Here is a 16,946-nt window from a genome sequence, read left to right on the forward strand (position 1 = left end):
CTGGCACCGTCCATTCGCTACGGTCGACGCCTTCGGGTGAGTTGCCGTGACCGTCACCTCTGAGCCGACCAAGGCTCCGAGCAAGTTCGAACGCCTCAAGGCGGAAAGCGGACACCTGCGCGAACCGATGGCGAGCGAACTGACCAACACGAGTCAGCATTTCACCGAGCCGGCCGTTCAGATCCTCAAGTTCCACGGCAGTTATCAGCAGGACAACCGCGACAACCGCCAGAAGGGCAAGGAAAAGGACTGGCAGATGATGCTGCGGCTGCGCAGCCCCGGTGGCCGCATCCCTGTGCCGCTCTATCTGGCCATCGATGAACTCTCTGACCGGCTCGGCAACGGCACCTTGCGGGCCACCACCCGTCAGACCTTTCAGATGCATGGCATCGCCAAGGGTGACCTCAAGGAGGTGATCGCCACCATCCTGCGCCACATGGGCTCCACCCTGGCCACCTGCGGTGACATCAACCGCAATGTGATGGCCCCGGCCGCTCCGTTCGAGGGCGGTGGTTATCCGGCCGCCCGCCAGTTGGCTGAGCGCATCAACGACCTCCTCTTGCCCCAGGCGGCCGAGGGGGCCTACCTCGACATCTGGCTCGACGGTGAGCTCAGCCACCGCATCAAGCCCACTGCTGGGATTCGCAAGCTGCGCACGAGCCCGGCTCAAGGACCCGTGTTCAGCGGCGATGGGGCCGAACCCATCTACGGCGACACCTACCTGCCGCGCAAGTTCAAGATCGCCGTCACCGTTCCAGGCGACAACTCCGTCGACCTGCTCACCCAGGACATCGGACTGGTGGCCTTCAGCGACACCAAGGGGCGTCTCAAGGGTTGCAACGTCTATGTCGGTGGCGGCATGGGCCGTACCCACAACAAGGAGGAAACCTTCGCCCGAATCGCCGATCCGCTCGGTTATGTGGCCGCCGCCGATGTGCTGCCTCTGTTGCAGTCGATCGTGGCCCTGCAACGGGACCACGGTGATCGGGAGCAGCGCCGACATGCCCGCATGAAGTACCTGATCCACGACCGCGGCATCGACTGGTTCCGCCTCGAGCTGGGGCGCTACTTCAGCTCCACCCTGCTGCCGCTGAAGGCTGAGCCGAAACGCAAGCTCGTGGACTACCTGGGCTGGCACCGCCAGGGCAACGGCCTCTGGTTCGTGGGCCTGCCCGTGCTCAGCGGCCGCCTGCAGGGCGAGCTCAAGCGCGGCCTGCGTGATCTGATCGCCACCTACCAACTGGATGTGCGGCTGACACCCAACCAGGATCTGCTTCTCTGCAACATCGCCAGCAGCCAGCGCAGCAGCGTGCGCACCGCCCTCGAGGCGCTTGGCTTTGCCCGCCCAGAGGCGCCGCCGCCCCTGGCACGCCATGCCCTCGCTTGCCCGGCCCTGCCCAATTGCGGGCTGGCGGTGACGGAAGCCGAGCGGATCTTGCCGAATGTGCTTGATCGTCTGGACCGCCAGCTGAAACGCCTTGGGATCGATCGTTCCGTGCTCGTGCGTGTCACGGGCTGCCCGAACGGCTGCGCCAGGCCCTACATGGCGGAGATCGGCTTGGTGGGTACCGCTGACGGGGATTACCAGCTCTGGCTGGGGGAAGTCCTGGACTCACCAGATTGGCCGAGCCATACATTTTCAGGATGCCCCTGGTGGTGCTCGAACCGATCCTCGAGCCCCTGTTCCTCGCTTGGCAGTCCACGGGCCTGGGCACAAGCTTCGGAGACTTCGTGACCCGGCTGGGCAACGATGAGGTCTGGAAGCTGCTCAACCAGGGGGATGCCGCCTCCTTGCCGGCGCGTCCATGAGTGCGCTGCTGGCGCTGGCAGCGGCGGCCCTGCTGGCCCAGCGGCCGATGCCCCCGCAGCCACAATCCCCCACCAGGTATTACCAGCCGGATCAACAGGCCTGCAAGCCAGAGCAGTTGCTGGCGGGCTACCGCCAGGGGCTGGGTGCCTACGCCGATCAACCGCCCGCGGTACTGGAGCAGTTGAGCGCACTGCAGCGCCAGATCACGGCCCGCAGCCTCAAGGTCTGCCTGGAGAAGGGCCTGCTCAAAGCTGATCAGGTGGAGCGCCTGAGGGAAACCATGGGCTTGACGGTGCCAGCAGCGGCTCCCCTGCCGTCTGATTCACCTGTGCTGGCAACCCCCCAGCCGGCACCGCTCGTGCCGTCAGCCTCCAGACCAACAGCGCCCAAGCCAATGGCGGTCACGCCAGCAGCGGTCAAACCAGCCACCACGACACCCAGATCGGGCCCTGGCTCGAGCCCCAAACCGTCCGCCTTCGATATGTCGCCGATCGAACGGAACCCAGCTCGGATCTCCCCGATCGAGCCGAAGGCTCAGGATGATCCCTCCTCGCCCAGGTAGCGGCCGTAGCAGGCGGCATCGGCCCCCGAGAGCCACGCCCAGAGCTGATCGCCATGGCTGAAATGCCACCACTCGTTCGGGTGACGGCGAAAGCCCGCTGAGACCATCACCTCAAGGAGCAACTGACGCCGGCCGTGCCAGAGGGCGGCCTCAGCTTCAGGGTTCGAAGCGGCGGCCTCAGCGAAGTGGTCAGGTTCCGATACGGCCCCGATGGCGTCGATGGGGGAGCCCAGATTCAACGGCAGCCCCTGGGCATCGGCCAGGGTGAGGTCCACTGCGGCGCCGGTGCTGTGGGGTGGCGGCGTGGCGGGATCAAGGCTTGGCGGCGCCCAGAAGCGGGCCACCTCCAGCTCGATCGCCAAGCGTGCCGGGGTGGGCTGGCCGGTATCGACTCCCCGCTCTTGGCAGGTGCTGGCCACGGCGTGATCGACCATGAAGGCCTGCACGGCCACCGGACGCCAGCCATCGAAGATCGCCAGGCGCAGCCCCGGGGCGAGGGCTTCAAGAGTCGACTGAGCCTGCACCAGCCTGTTCACCACCGCCCGGCGAAGTCGAAACGGGGAGGCTCCAGGACCGTAGGGGGCCCCCAGGACCTGGTAGGGATGGGGTTCGATCCGCAGCAGCACCGCCGGGATCTCCTGCAGCGGATCCTGCCGCTCCTGGATCGGAATGGCGCTCCAGGGCCTAGGTGGCGCCATGACAACGGTGCACGACTGGGCCCATTGAAGCGGCCTTGCCGCCCTAATTGAGCTGGGCGGCTTCGCTGCTGCGCTGGCGCTGCTCGGCCAGGGCCTGGGCCAGGGCGGGATGGCGCTCCAGGGTTGGGTCCTCCGCCAGCAGGCGCCGGGCGGCCTCGCGGGCCTGCTCAAGCACCGCTCCGTCATCGCACAGGCTGGCCAGGGCCAGATCCGGCAGCCCCGACTGGCGCGTGCCCAGCACCTGGCCGGGGCCCCGCAGGCGCAGATCCATCTCGGCGATCTCAAAGCCATCGCCACTGCGCACCAACACCTCCAGGCGCTGGCGGGCGCCAGCGTTGCTGCTGTCGTCGATCAGCAGGCAGTGGGAGGCCGCCGCCCCCCGCCCCACTCGACCGCGCAGCTGGTGCAGCTGAGAGAGGCCGAAGCGCTCGGCATGGTCAATCACCATCACGCTGGCCTCCGGCACATCCACCCCCACTTCCACCACCGTGGTGGAGACCAGTACATCGGTTTCGCCGCGCGCGAAGGCTCCGATCGCCGCCTGCTTGTCGGCGCTGCTCAGACGCCCATGGAGCAGACCCACCCGCAACTCGGGGAACACCTGCTCCTGCAGCTGGGCATGGACCTCGATGGCCGAGAGCAGGTCGAGTTTTTCCGATTCCTCCACGAGCGGCAGCACGACGTAGGCCCGTTGGCCTGAGCGCACCTGTGCGCGGATCAGTTCGTAGGCTTCGCTGCGACCCCCGGGCCGCAGCAGACGGGTTTGGATCGGCGTGCGGCCGGGGGCAATTCATCGATCTGGCTTACATCCAGATCCCCGTGAATCGAGAGCGCCAGGGTGCGGGGAATCGGTGTGGCAGTCATGGTCAGCAGATGGGGTTGCAGGCCCTTGGCCAGCAGGCGGTTGCGCTGGCGCACGCCGAAGCGATGCTGCTCATCGACCACCACCAGAGCCAGCTGATCGAAGCGAACGGGATCCTCCAGCAGGGCGTGGGTTCCCACCAGCAGGCGCAGGCTGCCGTTCTCCAGGTCTTGCAACAGGGCCCGCCGACGGGGCTGGGGGGTGGATCCGGTGAGCAGCGCCACGGTCACGTGCAGCTGGGGCATCCACTCGCAGAGCTTGTTGTAATGCTGCTCCGCCAGCACTTCCGTCGGTGCCATCAGAGCCCCCTGGTGACCGGCCTCCACGGCGGTCAGCAGCGCGGCGACCGCCACAACGGTCTTGCCGCTGCCCACATCCCCCTGGACCAGACGAGCCATGGGCTGGGGCCGCGAAAGATCGGCGCGGATTTCCGCCAGCACCCGCCGCTGGGCCCCCGTCAGGGCAAAGGGCAGCAGGTCCAGGTACCGGCGCACCAGACCGCCCTCGCCGGCCGGCAGGACCAGGGGTGGGGCCGGGCGGCTGGTGAGCTCCTGGCGGCGGCGGAGCAGGCCGAGCTGCAACAGCAGAAATTCATCAAACACCAGGCGTCGACGGCTGGCGCTCAGCTGCTCGGCGTCGCTGGGCCCGTGGATCTGGAGGAGGGCCGCAGGCAGATCCATGAGCCCCTCTTGTTGGAGCAGCCCCCTGGGCACCGGATCCCCCCAGCTCTTCACGGCCGGTAACAGCGACTGGATCGCCTGGCGCAGCCGGTCTGCTCCTAAACCCTCGGTGAGCCCGTAGACCGGCAACAGGCGGCCGATGCGCTCCGAACGCACGGGTGCCTTGGCGCTCTCGAGCACTTCGATCAGGGGATCCTGCAGGCTCAGGCCGTAGGGGCCTTCCTTGACCAATCCGCTGACCGCCACCAGAGCACCCGGCGGAAACTGCCGCTCCTGGCTTTTGAGCCAGCCCAGAGCGCTGAAGCGCCGGCCGGCAAAGAAGCGCGACACCTTGAGCCTGCCGGTGATGTCCTGGAGCTGAAGCTCCTGGATCGAGAGGTTGGGATTGCGGGGGCTGTTGAAGACATGGCAGCGACGCACCGTCGCCACCACCGTGGCGGTCTGACCCGCCACGAGGTCACCGATGCGCAGCAGGTTGGAATAGTCGAGGTAGTCGCGGGGGTAGTAGCGCACCAGGTCGCGGGCCACCAACAATCCCAGGGCCGCCAGACGGGTGGCTGTGCGTGGGCCGATGCCCTTGATCTCCGCCAACGGGGTGTCAGCAGCGATCGTTGCACCACTGGCGGCAGGCTCAGCGCCGCTGGACCCTGGACTGGAGGCTTCAGGGCGAAGGCGCAGCCTGGGCGGTCCGATCGTCTGGGGTGGGTGCAGGGCCTGGCGAAGCTGGTGCAGGCGCTCACGGCACTGGCGCACCAGGTTCTGGCGGCGGCCCAGGGGCAGGTTGGCGTAAGCGCCAAACCCCTCCGCCAGGGCCATGAGATTGTCCTGGGCACCGGCGGGGAACCCCCCGGCGGTTGTTGGCAGCTGCGGGCCAGAAAGTCGCTGAACCGTTCCCGGCGACCGGTGAGATCGGCGAAGCCCCGCTCCGCCTCCAGCTCCAGGGAGCGTTGCAGCGCAAGGAACCAGGCCTCCTGCTCAGCGGTTGGACCGCTCAGGGCTGGGGGGATTCACCTGGTTGTCGTCCTGCAACCACTGCTGTTCGGCTTCGAGGGCCTGCAGCCGCCGCTGCCAATGGCGGTGCTGCTGGGCCATTTTGCGCAACTCCTGGCGTTGCTGCTCGAGGCGCTTGCGACAGGTGCGCAAGGGCGGGAGGGCGAATTCCAGATCACCGCAGCGCAGCAGCAGCCCCAGGGTCTCCATTTGCATCCCCCCGACGGTGGAGGCGAAGGGCAGTTGCAGCCGCAGCAGGTTGGCGGGGGCGGGCTGGGGATCGATCTGACCCTGCAGCACCGCCTCCAGCAGGTTCACCGGCATCAGGCTTCGGGTGAGCCTCAGGCGCAGCAAATCCACATTCAGGCCGTGGGAGAGGTTGCGCAGCCTCCGTTGCAGGGCCAGGTCGAGGGCCAGCCACCAGCCCAGAAGCTGCATCGGATCGGTGGGCAGCAGCGGATGATCAGCGAGTTGATCCCCAGGGCGACTCGACGCCCCATCGCCAGGGCGATCGAGCCCGGAACGCTCCTCCTGGGGCGGGCGGCCCATGGTTTCCGCCGCGAGGCTGAACATTGACTGCAGCAGCTTCAGCTCGGGGTTGCGATCGGAGCCCCTGGGGCGTGCGCCCGATCGATCCGTTGCAGCGTGGGCGCTCCAGAACCTGGTGCCAGGGTCCCAGGCGCCCTCGTCCAGCTCGTCTTCTTCGGATTCATCAGCTTCGCCAGCTTCACCATCAACGCCGCCAGCTGGGGAGTCTTCGAGCTCGAAACGCTGCTGATCGACGTGCTCGCTGTTGCCATCAGCGCTGCCGAAGACTGCGTGATCGTCGAACGTTTCCTGCTCGTCGCTCAGCTCGTCATCCTCCCCGTCCGCCTCGAGTTCTTGCTCAGGCGCCCTGTCCCCCGCCATCGCCCCGGGGGGAAGAGTCCCTCCAGGCCCGTGGTGAATGGCGCGGAACGCCCCAAGCCCGCCAATCCGGCCAATCCCTCGCTGAACAACTCCGCCGAGAGGGGCAGGTCCATACCCAGTTGCACCGATCCCTCCGGCAATTCCTCGCCGGCCGTTCCATCCGTGGCCTGCAGCGCCGCCAGGATCGAGTCCTGCCGCTCCTGGCGCTGGCGACGGTGCTCCTGCTGCATCTGCTGGCCGAGCACGCAGAGCTGCTCGATCGTGAGCAGGGAGCCGCAACGTTGGACCAGCTGCCCCAGACGCCGGTGTAGCTCCGAGCGTTCAGCGGCGCTGATCTGGGCGTAACGCTCAGGATGCACCTGGGTGGCCAGATGGAAACAGGCCTGCTGCACCTGATGCAGCAGGCCCTTGCGCAACACCTGGAGGTAGAGGGCCCACTGGCGATAGAGCTCTGGGCGGAGCCTCTCGACCCGCTCCTGGATCAGACCCAGCTGACGCTGGGCCTCGTTCAGTGGCTGACTGGTGACGTTCAGGCGGCCTTTCCGCTCAGGGCCGCGACTTCGGAGACGAAATCCGTGGAGGCCACTTCGATGCCCTCTCCGAGGGTGTAGCGGGTGAAGCGGCGCACCTGAATGTTCTCGCCGGTTTTGCCGGCGGCCTGCTTCACCATCTCGCCCACGGTGACGGCGCTGTCGCGGATGAACGGTTGATCGAGCAGGGCCAGCTCCTTGAGGCGCTTGCCGATCCGTCCCTCGACGATCTTGAGCTTCATCTCTTCCTTCTTGCCAGCCAGGTCATCGCGGCCCAGCTCGATCGCCTTCTCCCGCTCCGCCACCTCGGCGGGAATCTGGTCGGTGCTGACGTACTCCACATTGGGGCAGGCGGCGATCTGCATCGCGACGTTGCGCACCAGTTCCTGGAACAGCTCGCCCCTGGCGACGAAGTCGGTTTCGCAGTTGACCTCGACCAGCACCCCGACGCGGGCACCGGTGTGGATGTAACTGCCGACGGCACCCTCGGCGGCCGTGCGGCCGGACTTCTTCTCGGCGGTGGCGATGCCCTTCTGCCGCAGCCACTCGGTGGCCTTGGTGGTGTCGCCGCCGCTCTCGGTCAGCGCCTTCTTGCAATCCATCATCCCTGCGCCGGTCTTGTCGCGCAGTTCCTTGACAAGTTTCGCTGAGATCTCAGCCATGGGTAGGGGTTTGGGAGATTTATTGGGTGGGAATCGGCCCCCTGCCTCTGCGGGGGCCGAAGCCGTTGATTCGGCCGGGTTCAGCCTTCGTCGTCGTCGCCACGTTGGTCCTGGGCACCATGGCGACCCTCGTTGATCGCGTCCGCCAGGCGCCCGAGCACCAGTTGCACCGAACGCACGGCGTCGTCGTTGCAGGGGATGGGCACGTCGGCCAGATCGGGGTCGCAGTTGGTGTCGAGCATCGACACCAAGGGGATGTCGAGCTTGCGGGCCTCGAGCACAGCGTTGGTTTCACGCCGTTGGTCCACCAGCACCACCACATCGGGCAGACGGCGCATGTTCTTGAGGCCGCCCAGGTACTTCTGGAGGCGTTCGAGCTCGCGGCGCAGCACGGCCGCTTCCTTCTTGGGCCTCAGGGCGATCGCGCCGGAGGACTCCATGCGCTCGAGGTCCTTGAGGCGGTCGATGCGGGCGCGCATCGTGCTCCAGTTGGTGAGCATGCCGCCCAGCCAACGCTGGTTCACGTAGGAGGCACCGCAGCGGGTGGCCTCCTGGGCGATCACCTCAGAGGCTTGCTTCTTTGTGCCGACAAACAGGAAACGCTTGCCGGAACGGGCCGCGCTGCGGGTCCATTTGTAGGCGTTGTTCATGCAGACGGCGGTCTGCACGAGGTCGATGATGTGAACTCCGTTGCGCGCGCAATAGATGTAGCGCGACATCTTGGGGTTCCAGCGGCGCGTTTGGTGCCCGAAGTGGGCACCCGCCTCCATCATTTCAGCGAGTGTGACAACAGCCATGGTTGGGGGGTTTCGGGTTCGCCTCCACCTGCCAGGGATCGTCGGGCCAAGGGCCCCGATCACCCGAAACACGCAGGTGTGCGGAATGTATGGGTACCCCTCAACCTATCAAACCGCCCGCAGCGCAGGCCCTCAGCGCAGGCCCTCGGCCCGGGCTTCCTGAAACAGGGCCCTCACGCCAAGGCGGTTGAGGGGCAGCCGCAGCAACTCCATGGCCAGGGCGTTATGGCCATGGCGGATCAACCAGCCCAACAGGGGACGCAGGCTGCGCTCATTGATCAGGCCCCCCAGGGTCAGGATCTCCCAGAGCAACCTGTGCAGCCAGGTGAACTGGATGATGAAGCGCACCCGGCGGGTGGGGTGCTTGCGGTAGAAGACCAGGCCCATCTTGGCCCGCTCCCGTTCCACCCTAATCAGGTCGCCCACCTGCTCAAGCCGCAGGGCCGGGTGCCAGTGGTACCCAACGGCCTCCGGGCAGCGCACCAGTTGCACCCCCTGGCGTCTGAGCCGCTCCCCCAATTCCAGGTCTTCCCAGCCGTAGAGCCGGAAGCCCAGATCGAACAGGCCGGTGCTCTCCAGCAAAGTCCGGTCGATGGCCACGTTGCCGGTGGCGAAGTAGGCCCAGGAGAGATCGCTGAGCTTGTGGGGTTCGGCGGTGGGGTTCTCGAAATTGCTGGTGTTGATCACCGCGCCGTAGGTGAAGCAGAGGCGGTTCCCCTGACGCTCCCAGGCCTTGCTCAGGGCGCCGGCGTGGGCCAGCAGGAAATCCGCTGTGACCACCAGATCGCTGTCGATGAAGACGATCACATCGCCCCTGGCATGGGCAACGCCGCGGTTGCGCCCCTCCGCCGGACCGCCATGGTCCTGCCGGATCAGGCGCACGTGGGGAAGGCCGCCGCCTGCCGCTCTAGCCAGTCGATCGTGTCGTCGGTGGAGCCGTCGTCGACCAGCACCACCTCGTAGCTCTCGATTGGAGCCTTCAGGCGCTGCTGCTCGAGGGCCCGCAGGCACTTTTCAAGGATCGGCCTGCGGTTGTAGGTGGGAATGACGACGCTGATGTGCATGGCGGCGGACCGTAGCGGTCAAAAAGGGGACCCCTGCGGATCCCCAGCCATTGGATGGTTGACGTGAGGCCGAGGCTCAATCGGCGGCGCCACCGTTGTTGGCCGTTCCCGTGACACCGTTGCCGGCGCCTTCACCACGGCCGTCGTTGCGCAGCTTGCGCTTCTTGAACTTGCGCGCGTAGGCGCGGTTGCGCTCCTGCTTTTCTTTCTTGAGGTTCCTGCGCTTGGACATGCGACGCCTGAATGGGAAGGAGAAGAACTCTCAGCCTACTCAACCGGCCTGAAGGGCCATGGAGGAGAGCGTGAGCCGGCCATCCTCCATCTGCACCAGCCGATCCGCCACATCAAGGATGCGCGGGTCATGGGTGACCATCAGCACGGCGCAGCTCTGCTCCCGGGCCAGCCGACGCAGAAGTTCCACCACCTCGCGGCCCGTCTGTTTATCGAGTGCGGCGGTGGGCTCATCGGCCAGCAGCAACTGGGGGTGGGTCGCCAGGGCCCGGGCGATCGCCACCCGCTGCTTCTGCCCACCGGAGAGATCGTGGGGCAGTTTGCCCAGGTGATCCCCCAGGCCCACGGCCCGCAACCATTCCCGGGCCTGGTCGCGGCGGGCGCGATAGCTCAGACCCGGCAAGAGATCGGAGCCCATCTGCACGTTCTGCTCGGCGGTGAGCGAGCGCAGCAGGTTGTGTCCCTGGAAGATCATGCCGATGTGGCGCCGAAGCAGCTGGCGCTGGGAGCGACTGGAACCGTTGAGCTCCTGATCGAACACGCGCACCTGGCCCGCCTGCACCTGCCTGAGGGCCCCCACCAGGGTCAGCAGCGTTGTCTTGCCGCAGCCGGAGGGGCCTGTGAGCAGCACCACCTCACCGGCTTCGATGCGCAGATCAATCGACTGCAGCACCTGACGCTGGTTCACCCCCTCGCCAAACCAATGGCTCAACCCTTTGACATCGATGGCGGCAACCATGGCTCAGAAGATCTCCGCGGGATCGGCATCGCCCAGGCGGCGCATGGCCAGGGCGGCGGAGGCCATGCACATCAAAAGAATCATCGAGAACACGATCAGAGCCCGATCGTTCGCCATGGCCACCGGTAATTTCGTGGCGTTCTGGATCACGCCATAGAGCACCTGGCCGGCGCCGTAGGCGGGCAGATAGCCCAGCACCGCCAGCAGCAGGCCCTCCTGGGCCACCACCCCCAGCAGGCTCAGCAGGCTGTAGCCCATGGCCATCAAGGTGGCGTACTCGGGCAGGTGGTCGCTCACATCGGAATAGAGGATCTGATAGACGATCACGCAGCCCACCACGAAGCCCATGCCCGCTCCGAGGGTGAAGATGAAACCGATGGCGGTGCTGCTGCGCCAGTAGTCCATTTCCATCTGCATGAAGCCATCTTTCGTATAGATCGTCACGTCCTTGGGGAGTCGTTGACGCAGGCGCTTCTTAACCTGCTCGATATCCGCACCTTGGGTCAGTCGAACCAACCCCAATTCGATGCTGCCCGCCGGTGTGGAGGGCATCAGGCTGAGAAAGGTCTCATTGCTGGTCAAAACGTTGCCGTCGGCGCCGAAGGATGGACCCACGGACATCAGTTCAGCGACCCGCACCCGGTTGCCTGCCACTTCGCTCTCCACGGAGCGGCCTTCGTTGAACCAGGCTGCCACTGGGCCGAATTCCTCCCGGGAAAGGTCATCGAAGATCACCCGGCCCTTCTGGGTGAGGAGATGGGACTTGCGATTCAACGCCTCGTCAACGAAGACCGGATCGCCCGGTTCAATGCCAATCGCCAGGATTCCTCGGGTGTCCTTGGTCTTGGGGTTGCGCCAGAGCAGCTGCATCCAATGCACCGGCGAGATGCCTTCCACTTCAGGGTCCGCCAGGGTCTGCACCAGGCGCCGCTTGGGGAAGCCCGCCATCGAGATTGAGCTTTTGGTGCGCGGACTCATCAACACCAGGTCGGCATTGAAGATCTTGTGGACGGTGATGCTCGAATCAAACAGGGCGTCGCGGAAGCCCAGCTGCATGAACATCAAGATGCCCGCGAAACTGATCCCCGCCAGGGCCACCGCCAGACGCACGGGTTGGCGGGTCAGCAGCATCCACGACAACGGAATCCCGCGGCTTTGCCATAACCCTGTGATCCATGGGAACGGATTCACGGCTCGAAGCGGCTGATGGTCTTGAGACCGGCCAGGCTGCGCACCTTGGCCATGTCGGACGGATCCAGCTGAATGCGGACTTCGACCACCCGGGCGTCAGCATCACCGGTGGGGTCGGTGGAGACCACCACCCGTTGGCGGACCTGGGGGCTGATTCGCAACACCTTGCCGAGCAGAGCGCCATCGAAGCCACCGTTCTCGCTGGTGATGCGCACGCTCTGGCCCAGGCGCACCCGGTCGATGTCGCTTTCGTAGACCTCCGCCACCACCTCCATCCGCTCACTGGCTCCCAGTTCGAGGATGCCGTTGTCCCCGGGTCGCTCCCCCACCCGGGCCCGCAGCCGCAGCACGGTGCCGTCAATCGGTGCCCGCAGCACCGTGTTGATCAGATCGACATCGACCTTGGCCAGGCCGGCCTTGGCCTCATCGAGCTGACCCTTGAGCTCGATCAGTTTGAGCTCGCGGGCCTCCAGGTCGTCGGTGGAGGTGGCACCACCTCGGGCCAGCTGGCGGTAGCGCTGGGTTTCCCGCTGCAGGACGGCGTAGCGGGCGTTCAAGCTGGCTATGCGCGTGCGCAGCACCAGACGATCGGCCTGCAGGGTGGGGCCGTTGTCGAAGCGGGCGAGCAACTGGCCCGCCTGAACCGCTTCGCCTTCATCCACCAGCAGTTCGCTGATCCGAGGGCTGCCACCGAAGCCGGTCATCGGGGCCGCAAGCTTGCGCACATCGCCGGCGGGCTCCAGCCGGCCGAGGGCCGAGACCGATTCCCGTGCCTGGCGGGCAAGGGCAGCGGATCGCTGCTGGGCGGGGGTCGCGACCTTGGCAGCGACCGGCTTCTGCTGGGAGCGCCAAAGGCTGAAGGCCAGAACGGCCAGCAGGGCCAGGCCTCCGGCCATCAACCAGCGGCTTCGGGGCGGGCGCAGATCGCTCAGAGGGGCGCCGGATCGTCGAACAGGAGGTCTTCGATGTAGCGGTTCGCCCACTGGGGGTTGAACGCCTTCTCGAGCACCCGCCGGGTCTTGTCGTTGCGTTTCTGTTGCTGACAATAGTCCAGTTGAGCGCTATGTCTTGAAACGGTACCTGGATCATCCAGGGCCTGAGGCTCAGCCCTGCGGGTCGCGGCGGCCAGCACCTCCAGTAGCAGCATCACATCGTCGATGAACCACTGTTCCTCCTCGCCATTGCTCGGCCGCACGAAGCGCACGTAGGGGGAGAAGATCGTTCCCCAGGTGGGCAGCTCCCGGGGCTGCCTGTAGGGGCGGATGGGCATGGCCGCCAGGGCTGTCTCGATGGCGCTGGGGAGGCCGCCATCGAGGGGTGAGAGATCCGCAATGGCAGCGGAGACTCCGGCTGGGCCGGCCACGATGTCGGCACCGAAGACGGGCAGATCAAAGCGCGGATCGGGAAAAAACACGCAGTGGAGGATCTGCAGTCCGCCGCCCAGGCGGGCGGTTTCCAGGTGCAGCTTGCGCAGGCCCCGGCACTGGCGCAGCTCATTGCGGATGAACAGGCGCTCGCCATCGAGGCTGCCACTGATCGCCTCCAGGGCCGGATCGATCGCCAGGGGGCCAGATCAGGCAGTCCCTCCCAATAGCTGCGAATGCGCTCGGCCAGGGCATCGACAAGCGGATGGATGCTCGAAGTCGGCGTCACCGTGGGGGAAGGCCAGCAGAATGGTGATCCTGCCACGCTCCTACGGCCCATTGCCCCTGCCTGCCTCCCCCGCGCCGGCGGTTCCGGTCGCTGCGCTTCAACCTTCGATCACTCACCTGGCCAACGGCGTGCAGGTGGTGGAATTGGAGATGGCGGATGCTCCCGTGGTCTGCCTTGATTTCTGGTCCAAGGCGGGTAGCCGTCTGGAACGGCCCGGGGAATCAGGGCTGGCCCATTTCCTTGAGCACATGGTGTTCAAGGGCAGCCGCAGCCTCGGCCCAGGGGACTTTGACCGTCAGGTGGAATCGCTGGGGGGAGCAGCAACGCCGCCACCGGCTTCGATGATGTGCACTATCACGTGCTGATCACGCCCGAAGGAGCGGCCGAAGCCCTGGATCTGCTGCTCGAGCTGGTGCTTGAACCACGGCTCGATGGCGACGATTTCGCGATGGAGCGCCAGGTGGTGCTCGAAGAGCTCAGCCAGAGCGAGGACCAGCCCGATGAGGTGGTGTTCCAGACCCTGCTCAGCCAGGCCTGCCCAGGCCATGCCTACGGGCGCGCGATCCTCGGCGAACGCGCCGCCCTGGAGGACCACCAGCCGGAGGCGATGGCCGCCTTCCACAGCCGTAACTATCGGGCTGATCGCTGCTGCCTGGCCCTGGCCGGACCCCTGATCGGTCTGGGCCTGGGCGAGCGCCTGGCGGCCGGCTCTCTTGCCAGGCTGAGCCGCGCTGCGGCCGAGCCGATTCCCGATGATCTGACTCTCGCGGTCGGCAGGTGCCACCTGGAGGTGCCGCGCCTGGAGGCGGCCCGCCTGTTGATGGCCTGGCAGCTGCCCCCGCCCGGGATCACGAGGCGGTGATCGGCGGCGATCTGCTCACCACCTTGCTGGCCGAAGGCCGCCGCAGCCGCTTGGTGGCCCGGTTGCGGGAGGAGCTGCGGCTGGTGGAGAGCATCGATCTTGACCTCAACGTGCTGGAGGCCGGCAGCCTCGCCCTGCTGGAGGCGGTCTGCGAGAGCGAGCAGGTGGAGGCGGTGGAACTGGAAATTCACAAGGCGTGGCGGGAGTTGATGGAGCAGCCCCTGAGCCCGCCGAATTCCTGCGCGCCCAGCGACTGGTGGCCAACGGCTACCGCTTCTCCCTGGAATCGAGCGGCTCGGTGGCGGGGCTGATCGGCAGCCACGCGCTCTGGGGACGTCCCCTGGAGCTGGAGCATCCGCTGGAGAGCCTTGAGCGGTGGACGCTGGAGCGCCTGCACAGCGAACTGGTGCCCCTGCTGAATCCCGATCGGGCCTTCACCCTGGTGGCCCTGCCCGCATGAGCGTCGAATATTTCGAGCTGCCCGGGGGGTGTCCGGTCTGGGTGCAACACCGAGCGGGACCCGCGATCGTCTCGGCGAAGTTGCTGATCCGGGGCGGCAGCAGCGGCGATCCCGCCGGCGGCCGGGGGCTCACCCAACTGCTGGCCGGGCTGCTGACCCGCGGCTGCGGGCCCCTCAGTGCCGAAGATCTGGCCGAACTGGTGGAAAGCCGCGGCGCCGGCCTCCGTTGTGAAGCCAATGAGGATGGTCTGCTGATCAGCCTCAAGTGCGCCAGCGCCGACAGCGCCGCCCTGCTGCCCCTGTTGTTGACCATGGTGCAGCGGCCCTGGTTGCGGCCCGACCAGGTGGAACTGGAGAGGGGCTGAACCTGCAGGCCCTGCAGCGGCAGCGGGAGGACCCCTTTCAACTTGCCCATGATCAGTTGCGCCTGCAGCTCTACGGCACAGGCCCCTACGGCCATGACCCCCTCGGCATCGAGGGCGAACTGGAGGAGCTGGGGGTGGAGCAGCTGAGGCAACGGCTGCCGGATCTGGGCCGTGAGGGAGCGGTGCTGGTGATCTGCGGCCAGCCGAGCGAGCCGGTGCGAGCTCTGCTCGAGCCCCTGGAAACCGGAGAGCCCTGGAGCAGCTTTGCGCCCGGGCGGGTCGATGGACCTGGGGGTGGAAGCAGGGGAGCGGCTGGCCCTGCTGGCCGATGAGACCGAACAACTGGTGCTGATGCTGGGGACCACCACGGTGCCCCTGGGTTCCGCCGACGCCTTGGCCCTGCGCCTGCTCCACTGTCACCTGGGAGTGGGCATGTCCAGTCGGTTGTTTGTCGCCCTGCGGGAGCGGCACGGCCTGGCCTACGACGTGGGGGTCCATGCCCCCGCCCGACGCGGGGCCGCCCCCTTCGTGTTCCACCTCTCCAGCTCCGCCGAGCGAGCGGAAGAGGCCACCACCCGGCTCCTGGATGAATGGCAGCGCCTGCTGGAGGTGCCCTTGAGCCTGGAAGAGTTGACCCTCGCCCAGGCCAAGTTCCGCGGCCAGGAGGCCCTGGGCCGCCAGACCTGCAGCCAGATCGCCGATCGCCACGCCCTGCTGCTCTCCCACGGCCTCGACTGGGACTACGCCGATGGCGCGCTGGTCCAAAGCCGCGAGCTCACCCCCGCCGATCTGCTCGCTGCCGCCCAACGCTGGCTGGGGGCACCGGCCCTCAGTCTCTGCGGGCCGGCCAAGGCTCTGGAAGCCGCCGCTGCCAGCTGGCGGCGGCACCCCTCAGTTCGTAGCGGGCGCCGAGGGTGATGGGACCGCCACCAGTTGAGCCGTCTCCAGCAGAAAGGCACCCCGACGAAAACGCACCGCCAGCAGTCCCTTGGCTCGCACACCCACCACCTCGCCCACCTCCTCGCGATCGATCAGATCGGCGGGCCGCAGCATCGGCATCGGATCGGCGCTTTTGAGGTACGCCGGCACCACCACCAACTGCACCTGGTCGCCCACCGTGAAGGTCACCGTCTCGCCAGGGGAATCAGCCATGGGGGACTGGTTGCACCGTCTGTTCAGCCGAACCTACTTACTGCAGGATGGGTGCTGCCGTCCTGGGATCGTTTGCGGGCCCTAGCCACCTGGAGCGGAGCCGTCGCCGGCCTGCTGTTGATCGTGATCGGCGGCCTGATCCAGGCGGCCGTGCCCGCCCCGGGCCATGGCGGTGGCGTCGCCTTGATCCCCTTGCCGATCACCCTGCAGGTGCCGGCGCTGCTGCTGACAGCCCTGGTGTGTGGCCCCCGCGGAGCGATGCTGGCGGCCGTCGCCTACCTCTCCCTGGGTCTGTTCCAATTGCCCGTGTTCCATGGCGGTGGCGGAACCGCCTACCTGCTCGACCCTGGTTTCGGCTACCTGGCGGGGTTTCTGCCGGCGGCCTGGGTGACCGGTCGCCTGGCCCGTCAAGAGGGAATGGATGATCCCCTGGCCCTGGCGGGGGCGGCCGCGATCGGGCTGGCTGTGCTGCAACTCTGCGGAACGGTGAACCTGTTGCTGGGCAGCCTGGCGGGCCGCTGGGCCGTGGGTCTGCCCCAGTTGCTTTTGAGCTACAGCCTGGGCCCCTTGATCCCTCAACTGCTGCTCTGCTGTGCCGTCGCCGTGCTGTCCCTGCCCCTGAGGCGGCTGCTGCTGCTCGAGCGCCGATGAGAGTGCTTCGAGGCCACCAGGTGCGGGTGCTGGTGTTGGCTGCGGTGGTGGTTGGCCTCGACCAATTCACCAAGGCCC

Annotated in this window: 17 protein-coding genes and 5 pseudogenes; 9 read left to right on the forward strand and 13 right to left on the reverse strand. The window is 66.9% G+C overall.

Features of this window, described 5'->3' with window-relative positions; all coding sequences use genetic code 11:
• Positions 1-46: 46 nt before the first annotated feature.
• Together sir and AAF143_RS12275 are read left to right on the forward strand one after the other, a co-directional pair.
• Positions 47-1,809 (forward strand): annotated as a pseudogene (gene sir / locus AAF143_RS12270) (sulfite reductase, ferredoxin dependent).
• A complete protein-coding gene (locus AAF143_RS12275) occupies positions 1,806-2,372 on the forward strand; it encodes a hypothetical protein (RefSeq protein ID WP_255007586.1) in 567 nt (188 codons plus the stop codon). The pseudogene sir and the gene AAF143_RS12275 overlap by 4 nt, the downstream one beginning before the upstream one ends.
• On the opposite strand, the gene AAF143_RS12280 is transcribed toward AAF143_RS12275, so the two are convergent.
• The 12 genes and pseudogenes from AAF143_RS12280 to AAF143_RS12335 form a co-directional block, all read right to left on the reverse strand.
• A complete protein-coding gene (locus tag AAF143_RS12280; RefSeq protein ID WP_255007588.1) occupies positions 2,345-3,070 on the reverse strand; it encodes a M15 family metallopeptidase in 726 nt (241 codons plus the stop codon). The genes AAF143_RS12275 and AAF143_RS12280 overlap by 28 nt on opposite strands.
• A 43-nt stretch (positions 3,071-3,113) precedes the next feature.
• Positions 3,114-5,619 (reverse strand): annotated as a pseudogene (recG, locus tag AAF143_RS12285) (ATP-dependent DNA helicase RecG).
• Positions 5,588-6,511, reverse strand: a complete 924-nt coding sequence (locus AAF143_RS12290; protein WP_414027107.1) for a hypothetical protein — start codon at positions 6,509-6,511, stop codon at positions 5,588-5,590. The pseudogene recG and the gene AAF143_RS12290 overlap by 32 nt, the downstream one beginning before the upstream one ends.
• Positions 6,451-6,927, reverse strand: a complete 477-nt coding sequence (locus AAF143_RS12295; protein WP_414027108.1) for a hypothetical protein — start codon at positions 6,925-6,927, stop codon at positions 6,451-6,453. Before AAF143_RS12295 ends, AAF143_RS12290 begins: the two co-directional genes overlap by 61 nt.
• A gap of 113 nt (positions 6,928-7,040) precedes the next feature.
• The gene (tsf, locus tag AAF143_RS12300; RefSeq protein ID WP_255007592.1) at positions 7,041-7,703 is read right to left on the reverse strand and encodes a translation elongation factor Ts; all 663 of its coding nucleotides are present in this window, start codon (positions 7,701-7,703) and stop codon (positions 7,041-7,043) included.
• Positions 7,704-7,783: 80 nt separating this feature from the next.
• The gene (gene rpsB / locus AAF143_RS12305; protein WP_255007594.1) at positions 7,784-8,500 is read right to left on the reverse strand and encodes a 30S ribosomal protein S2; all 717 of its coding nucleotides are present in this window, start codon (positions 8,498-8,500) and stop codon (positions 7,784-7,786) included.
• A gap of 132 nt (positions 8,501-8,632) precedes the next feature.
• Positions 8,633-9,564: pseudogene (locus tag AAF143_RS12310) on the reverse strand (glycosyltransferase family 2 protein).
• Between the two features lie 76 nt (positions 9,565-9,640).
• Complete coding sequence (locus AAF143_RS12315; RefSeq protein WP_011293689.1) at positions 9,641-9,796, reverse strand: hypothetical protein; 156 nt, start codon at positions 9,794-9,796, stop codon at positions 9,641-9,643.
• 39 nt (positions 9,797-9,835) lie between these two features.
• The gene (locus tag AAF143_RS12320; protein ID WP_255007597.1) at positions 9,836-10,534 is read right to left on the reverse strand and encodes a DevA family ABC transporter ATP-binding protein; all 699 of its coding nucleotides are present in this window, start codon (positions 10,532-10,534) and stop codon (positions 9,836-9,838) included.
• 3 nt (positions 10,535-10,537) lie between these two features.
• Entirely contained in the window at positions 10,538-11,665 is a 1,128-nt protein-coding gene (devC, locus tag AAF143_RS12325) for an ABC transporter permease DevC (protein ID WP_255007599.1), read from the reverse strand.
• Between the two features lie 56 nt (positions 11,666-11,721).
• A complete protein-coding gene (locus AAF143_RS12330; protein ID WP_255007601.1) occupies positions 11,722-12,621 on the reverse strand; it encodes an HlyD family efflux transporter periplasmic adaptor subunit in 900 nt (299 codons plus the stop codon).
• A gap of 32 nt (positions 12,622-12,653) precedes the next feature.
• Positions 12,654-13,429: pseudogene (locus AAF143_RS12335) on the reverse strand (phycocyanobilin:ferredoxin oxidoreductase).
• A 98-nt stretch (positions 13,430-13,527) separates the two neighbouring features.
• On the opposite strand from AAF143_RS12335, the pseudogene AAF143_RS12340 reads away from it, so the two are divergent.
• From AAF143_RS12340 to AAF143_RS12365, 6 genes and pseudogenes are all read left to right on the forward strand, one after another.
• Positions 13,528-14,240, forward strand: a pseudogene (locus tag AAF143_RS12340) (M16 family metallopeptidase).
• Positions 14,237-14,551 carry an insulinase family protein gene (locus AAF143_RS12345; protein WP_414027109.1) on the forward strand — a complete coding sequence of 105 codons (315 nt, stop codon included), beginning with the start codon at positions 14,237-14,239 and terminating at the stop codon, positions 14,549-14,551. Before AAF143_RS12340 ends, AAF143_RS12345 begins: the two are co-directional and overlap by 4 nt.
• A complete protein-coding gene (locus tag AAF143_RS12350) occupies positions 14,539-14,700 on the forward strand; it encodes a hypothetical protein (protein WP_414027110.1) in 162 nt (53 codons plus the stop codon). The genes AAF143_RS12345 and AAF143_RS12350 overlap by 13 nt, the downstream gene beginning before the upstream one ends.
• Positions 14,697-15,065 (forward strand): insulinase family protein, encoded by a 369-nt coding sequence (locus AAF143_RS12355; RefSeq protein WP_414027111.1) that lies wholly within the window; start codon positions 14,697-14,699, stop codon positions 15,063-15,065. Before AAF143_RS12350 ends, AAF143_RS12355 begins: the two co-directional genes overlap by 4 nt.
• A 56-nt stretch (positions 15,066-15,121) precedes the next feature.
• Entirely contained in the window at positions 15,122-15,397 is a 276-nt protein-coding gene (locus AAF143_RS12360) for a hypothetical protein (protein ID WP_414027112.1), read from the forward strand.
• Positions 15,360-15,983, forward strand: coding sequence for a M16 family metallopeptidase (locus AAF143_RS12365; RefSeq protein ID WP_414027113.1), 624 nt, complete (start codon positions 15,360-15,362; stop codon positions 15,981-15,983). Before AAF143_RS12360 ends, AAF143_RS12365 begins: the two co-directional genes overlap by 38 nt.
• Here AAF143_RS12365 and AAF143_RS12370 read toward each other — a convergent pair.
• Positions 15,957-16,217: an NAD(P)H dehydrogenase assembly family protein gene (locus tag AAF143_RS12370; RefSeq protein WP_255007608.1), complete on the reverse strand. Its 261-nt coding sequence runs from the start codon at positions 16,215-16,217 to the stop codon at positions 15,957-15,959. The two genes, AAF143_RS12365 and AAF143_RS12370, sit on opposite strands and share 27 nt — an antisense overlap.
• A gap of 72 nt (positions 16,218-16,289) precedes the next feature.
• Here AAF143_RS12370 and AAF143_RS12375 point away from each other — a divergent pair, with 72 nt between their 5' ends.
• On the forward strand, positions 16,290-16,868 hold the full coding sequence (locus tag AAF143_RS12375; protein ID WP_255007610.1) for a biotin transporter BioY: 579 nt from the start codon (positions 16,290-16,292) through the stop codon (positions 16,866-16,868).
• Positions 16,869-16,946 lie beyond the last annotated feature (78 nt).

The sequence above is a fragment of the Cyanobium sp. ATX-6F1 genome (assembly GCF_047395825.1).
Lineage (GTDB): Bacteria > Cyanobacteriota > Cyanobacteriia > PCC-6307 > Cyanobiaceae > ATX-6F1.

Bases quoted from the DNA above. Each gene is read 5' to 3' on its own strand.
- AAF143_RS12275 (WP_255007586.1), top strand. From the start codon at position 1,806: ATGAGTGCGCTGCTGGCGCTGGCAGCGGCGGCCCTGCTGGCCCAGCGG.
- AAF143_RS12280 (WP_255007588.1), bottom strand. From the start codon at position 3,070: ATGGCGCCACCTAGGCCCTGGAGCGCCATTCCGATCCAGGAGCGGCAG.
- AAF143_RS12290 (WP_414027107.1), bottom strand. From the start codon at position 6,511: ATGGCGGGGGACAGGGCGCCTGAGCAAGAACTCGAGGCGGACGGGGAG.
- tsf (WP_255007592.1), bottom strand. From the start codon at position 7,703: ATGGCTGAGATCTCAGCGAAACTTGTCAAGGAACTGCGCGACAAGACC.
- rpsB (WP_255007594.1), bottom strand. From the start codon at position 8,500: ATGGCTGTTGTCACACTCGCTGAAATGATGGAGGCGGGTGCCCACTTC.
- AAF143_RS12315 (WP_011293689.1), bottom strand. From the start codon at position 9,796: ATGTCCAAGCGCAGGAACCTCAAGAAAGAAAAGCAGGAGCGCAACCGC.
- AAF143_RS12320 (WP_255007597.1), bottom strand. From the start codon at position 10,534: ATGGTTGCCGCCATCGATGTCAAAGGGTTGAGCCATTGGTTTGGCGAG.
- devC (WP_255007599.1), bottom strand. From the start codon at position 11,665: ATGCTGCTGACCCGCCAACCCGTGCGTCTGGCGGTGGCCCTGGCGGGG.
- AAF143_RS12330 (WP_255007601.1), bottom strand. From the start codon at position 12,621: ATGGCCGGAGGCCTGGCCCTGCTGGCCGTTCTGGCCTTCAGCCTTTGG.
- AAF143_RS12355 (WP_414027111.1), top strand. From the start codon at position 14,697: ATGAGCGTCGAATATTTCGAGCTGCCCGGGGGGTGTCCGGTCTGGGTG.
- AAF143_RS12370 (WP_255007608.1), bottom strand. From the start codon at position 16,217: ATGGCTGATTCCCCTGGCGAGACGGTGACCTTCACGGTGGGCGACCAG.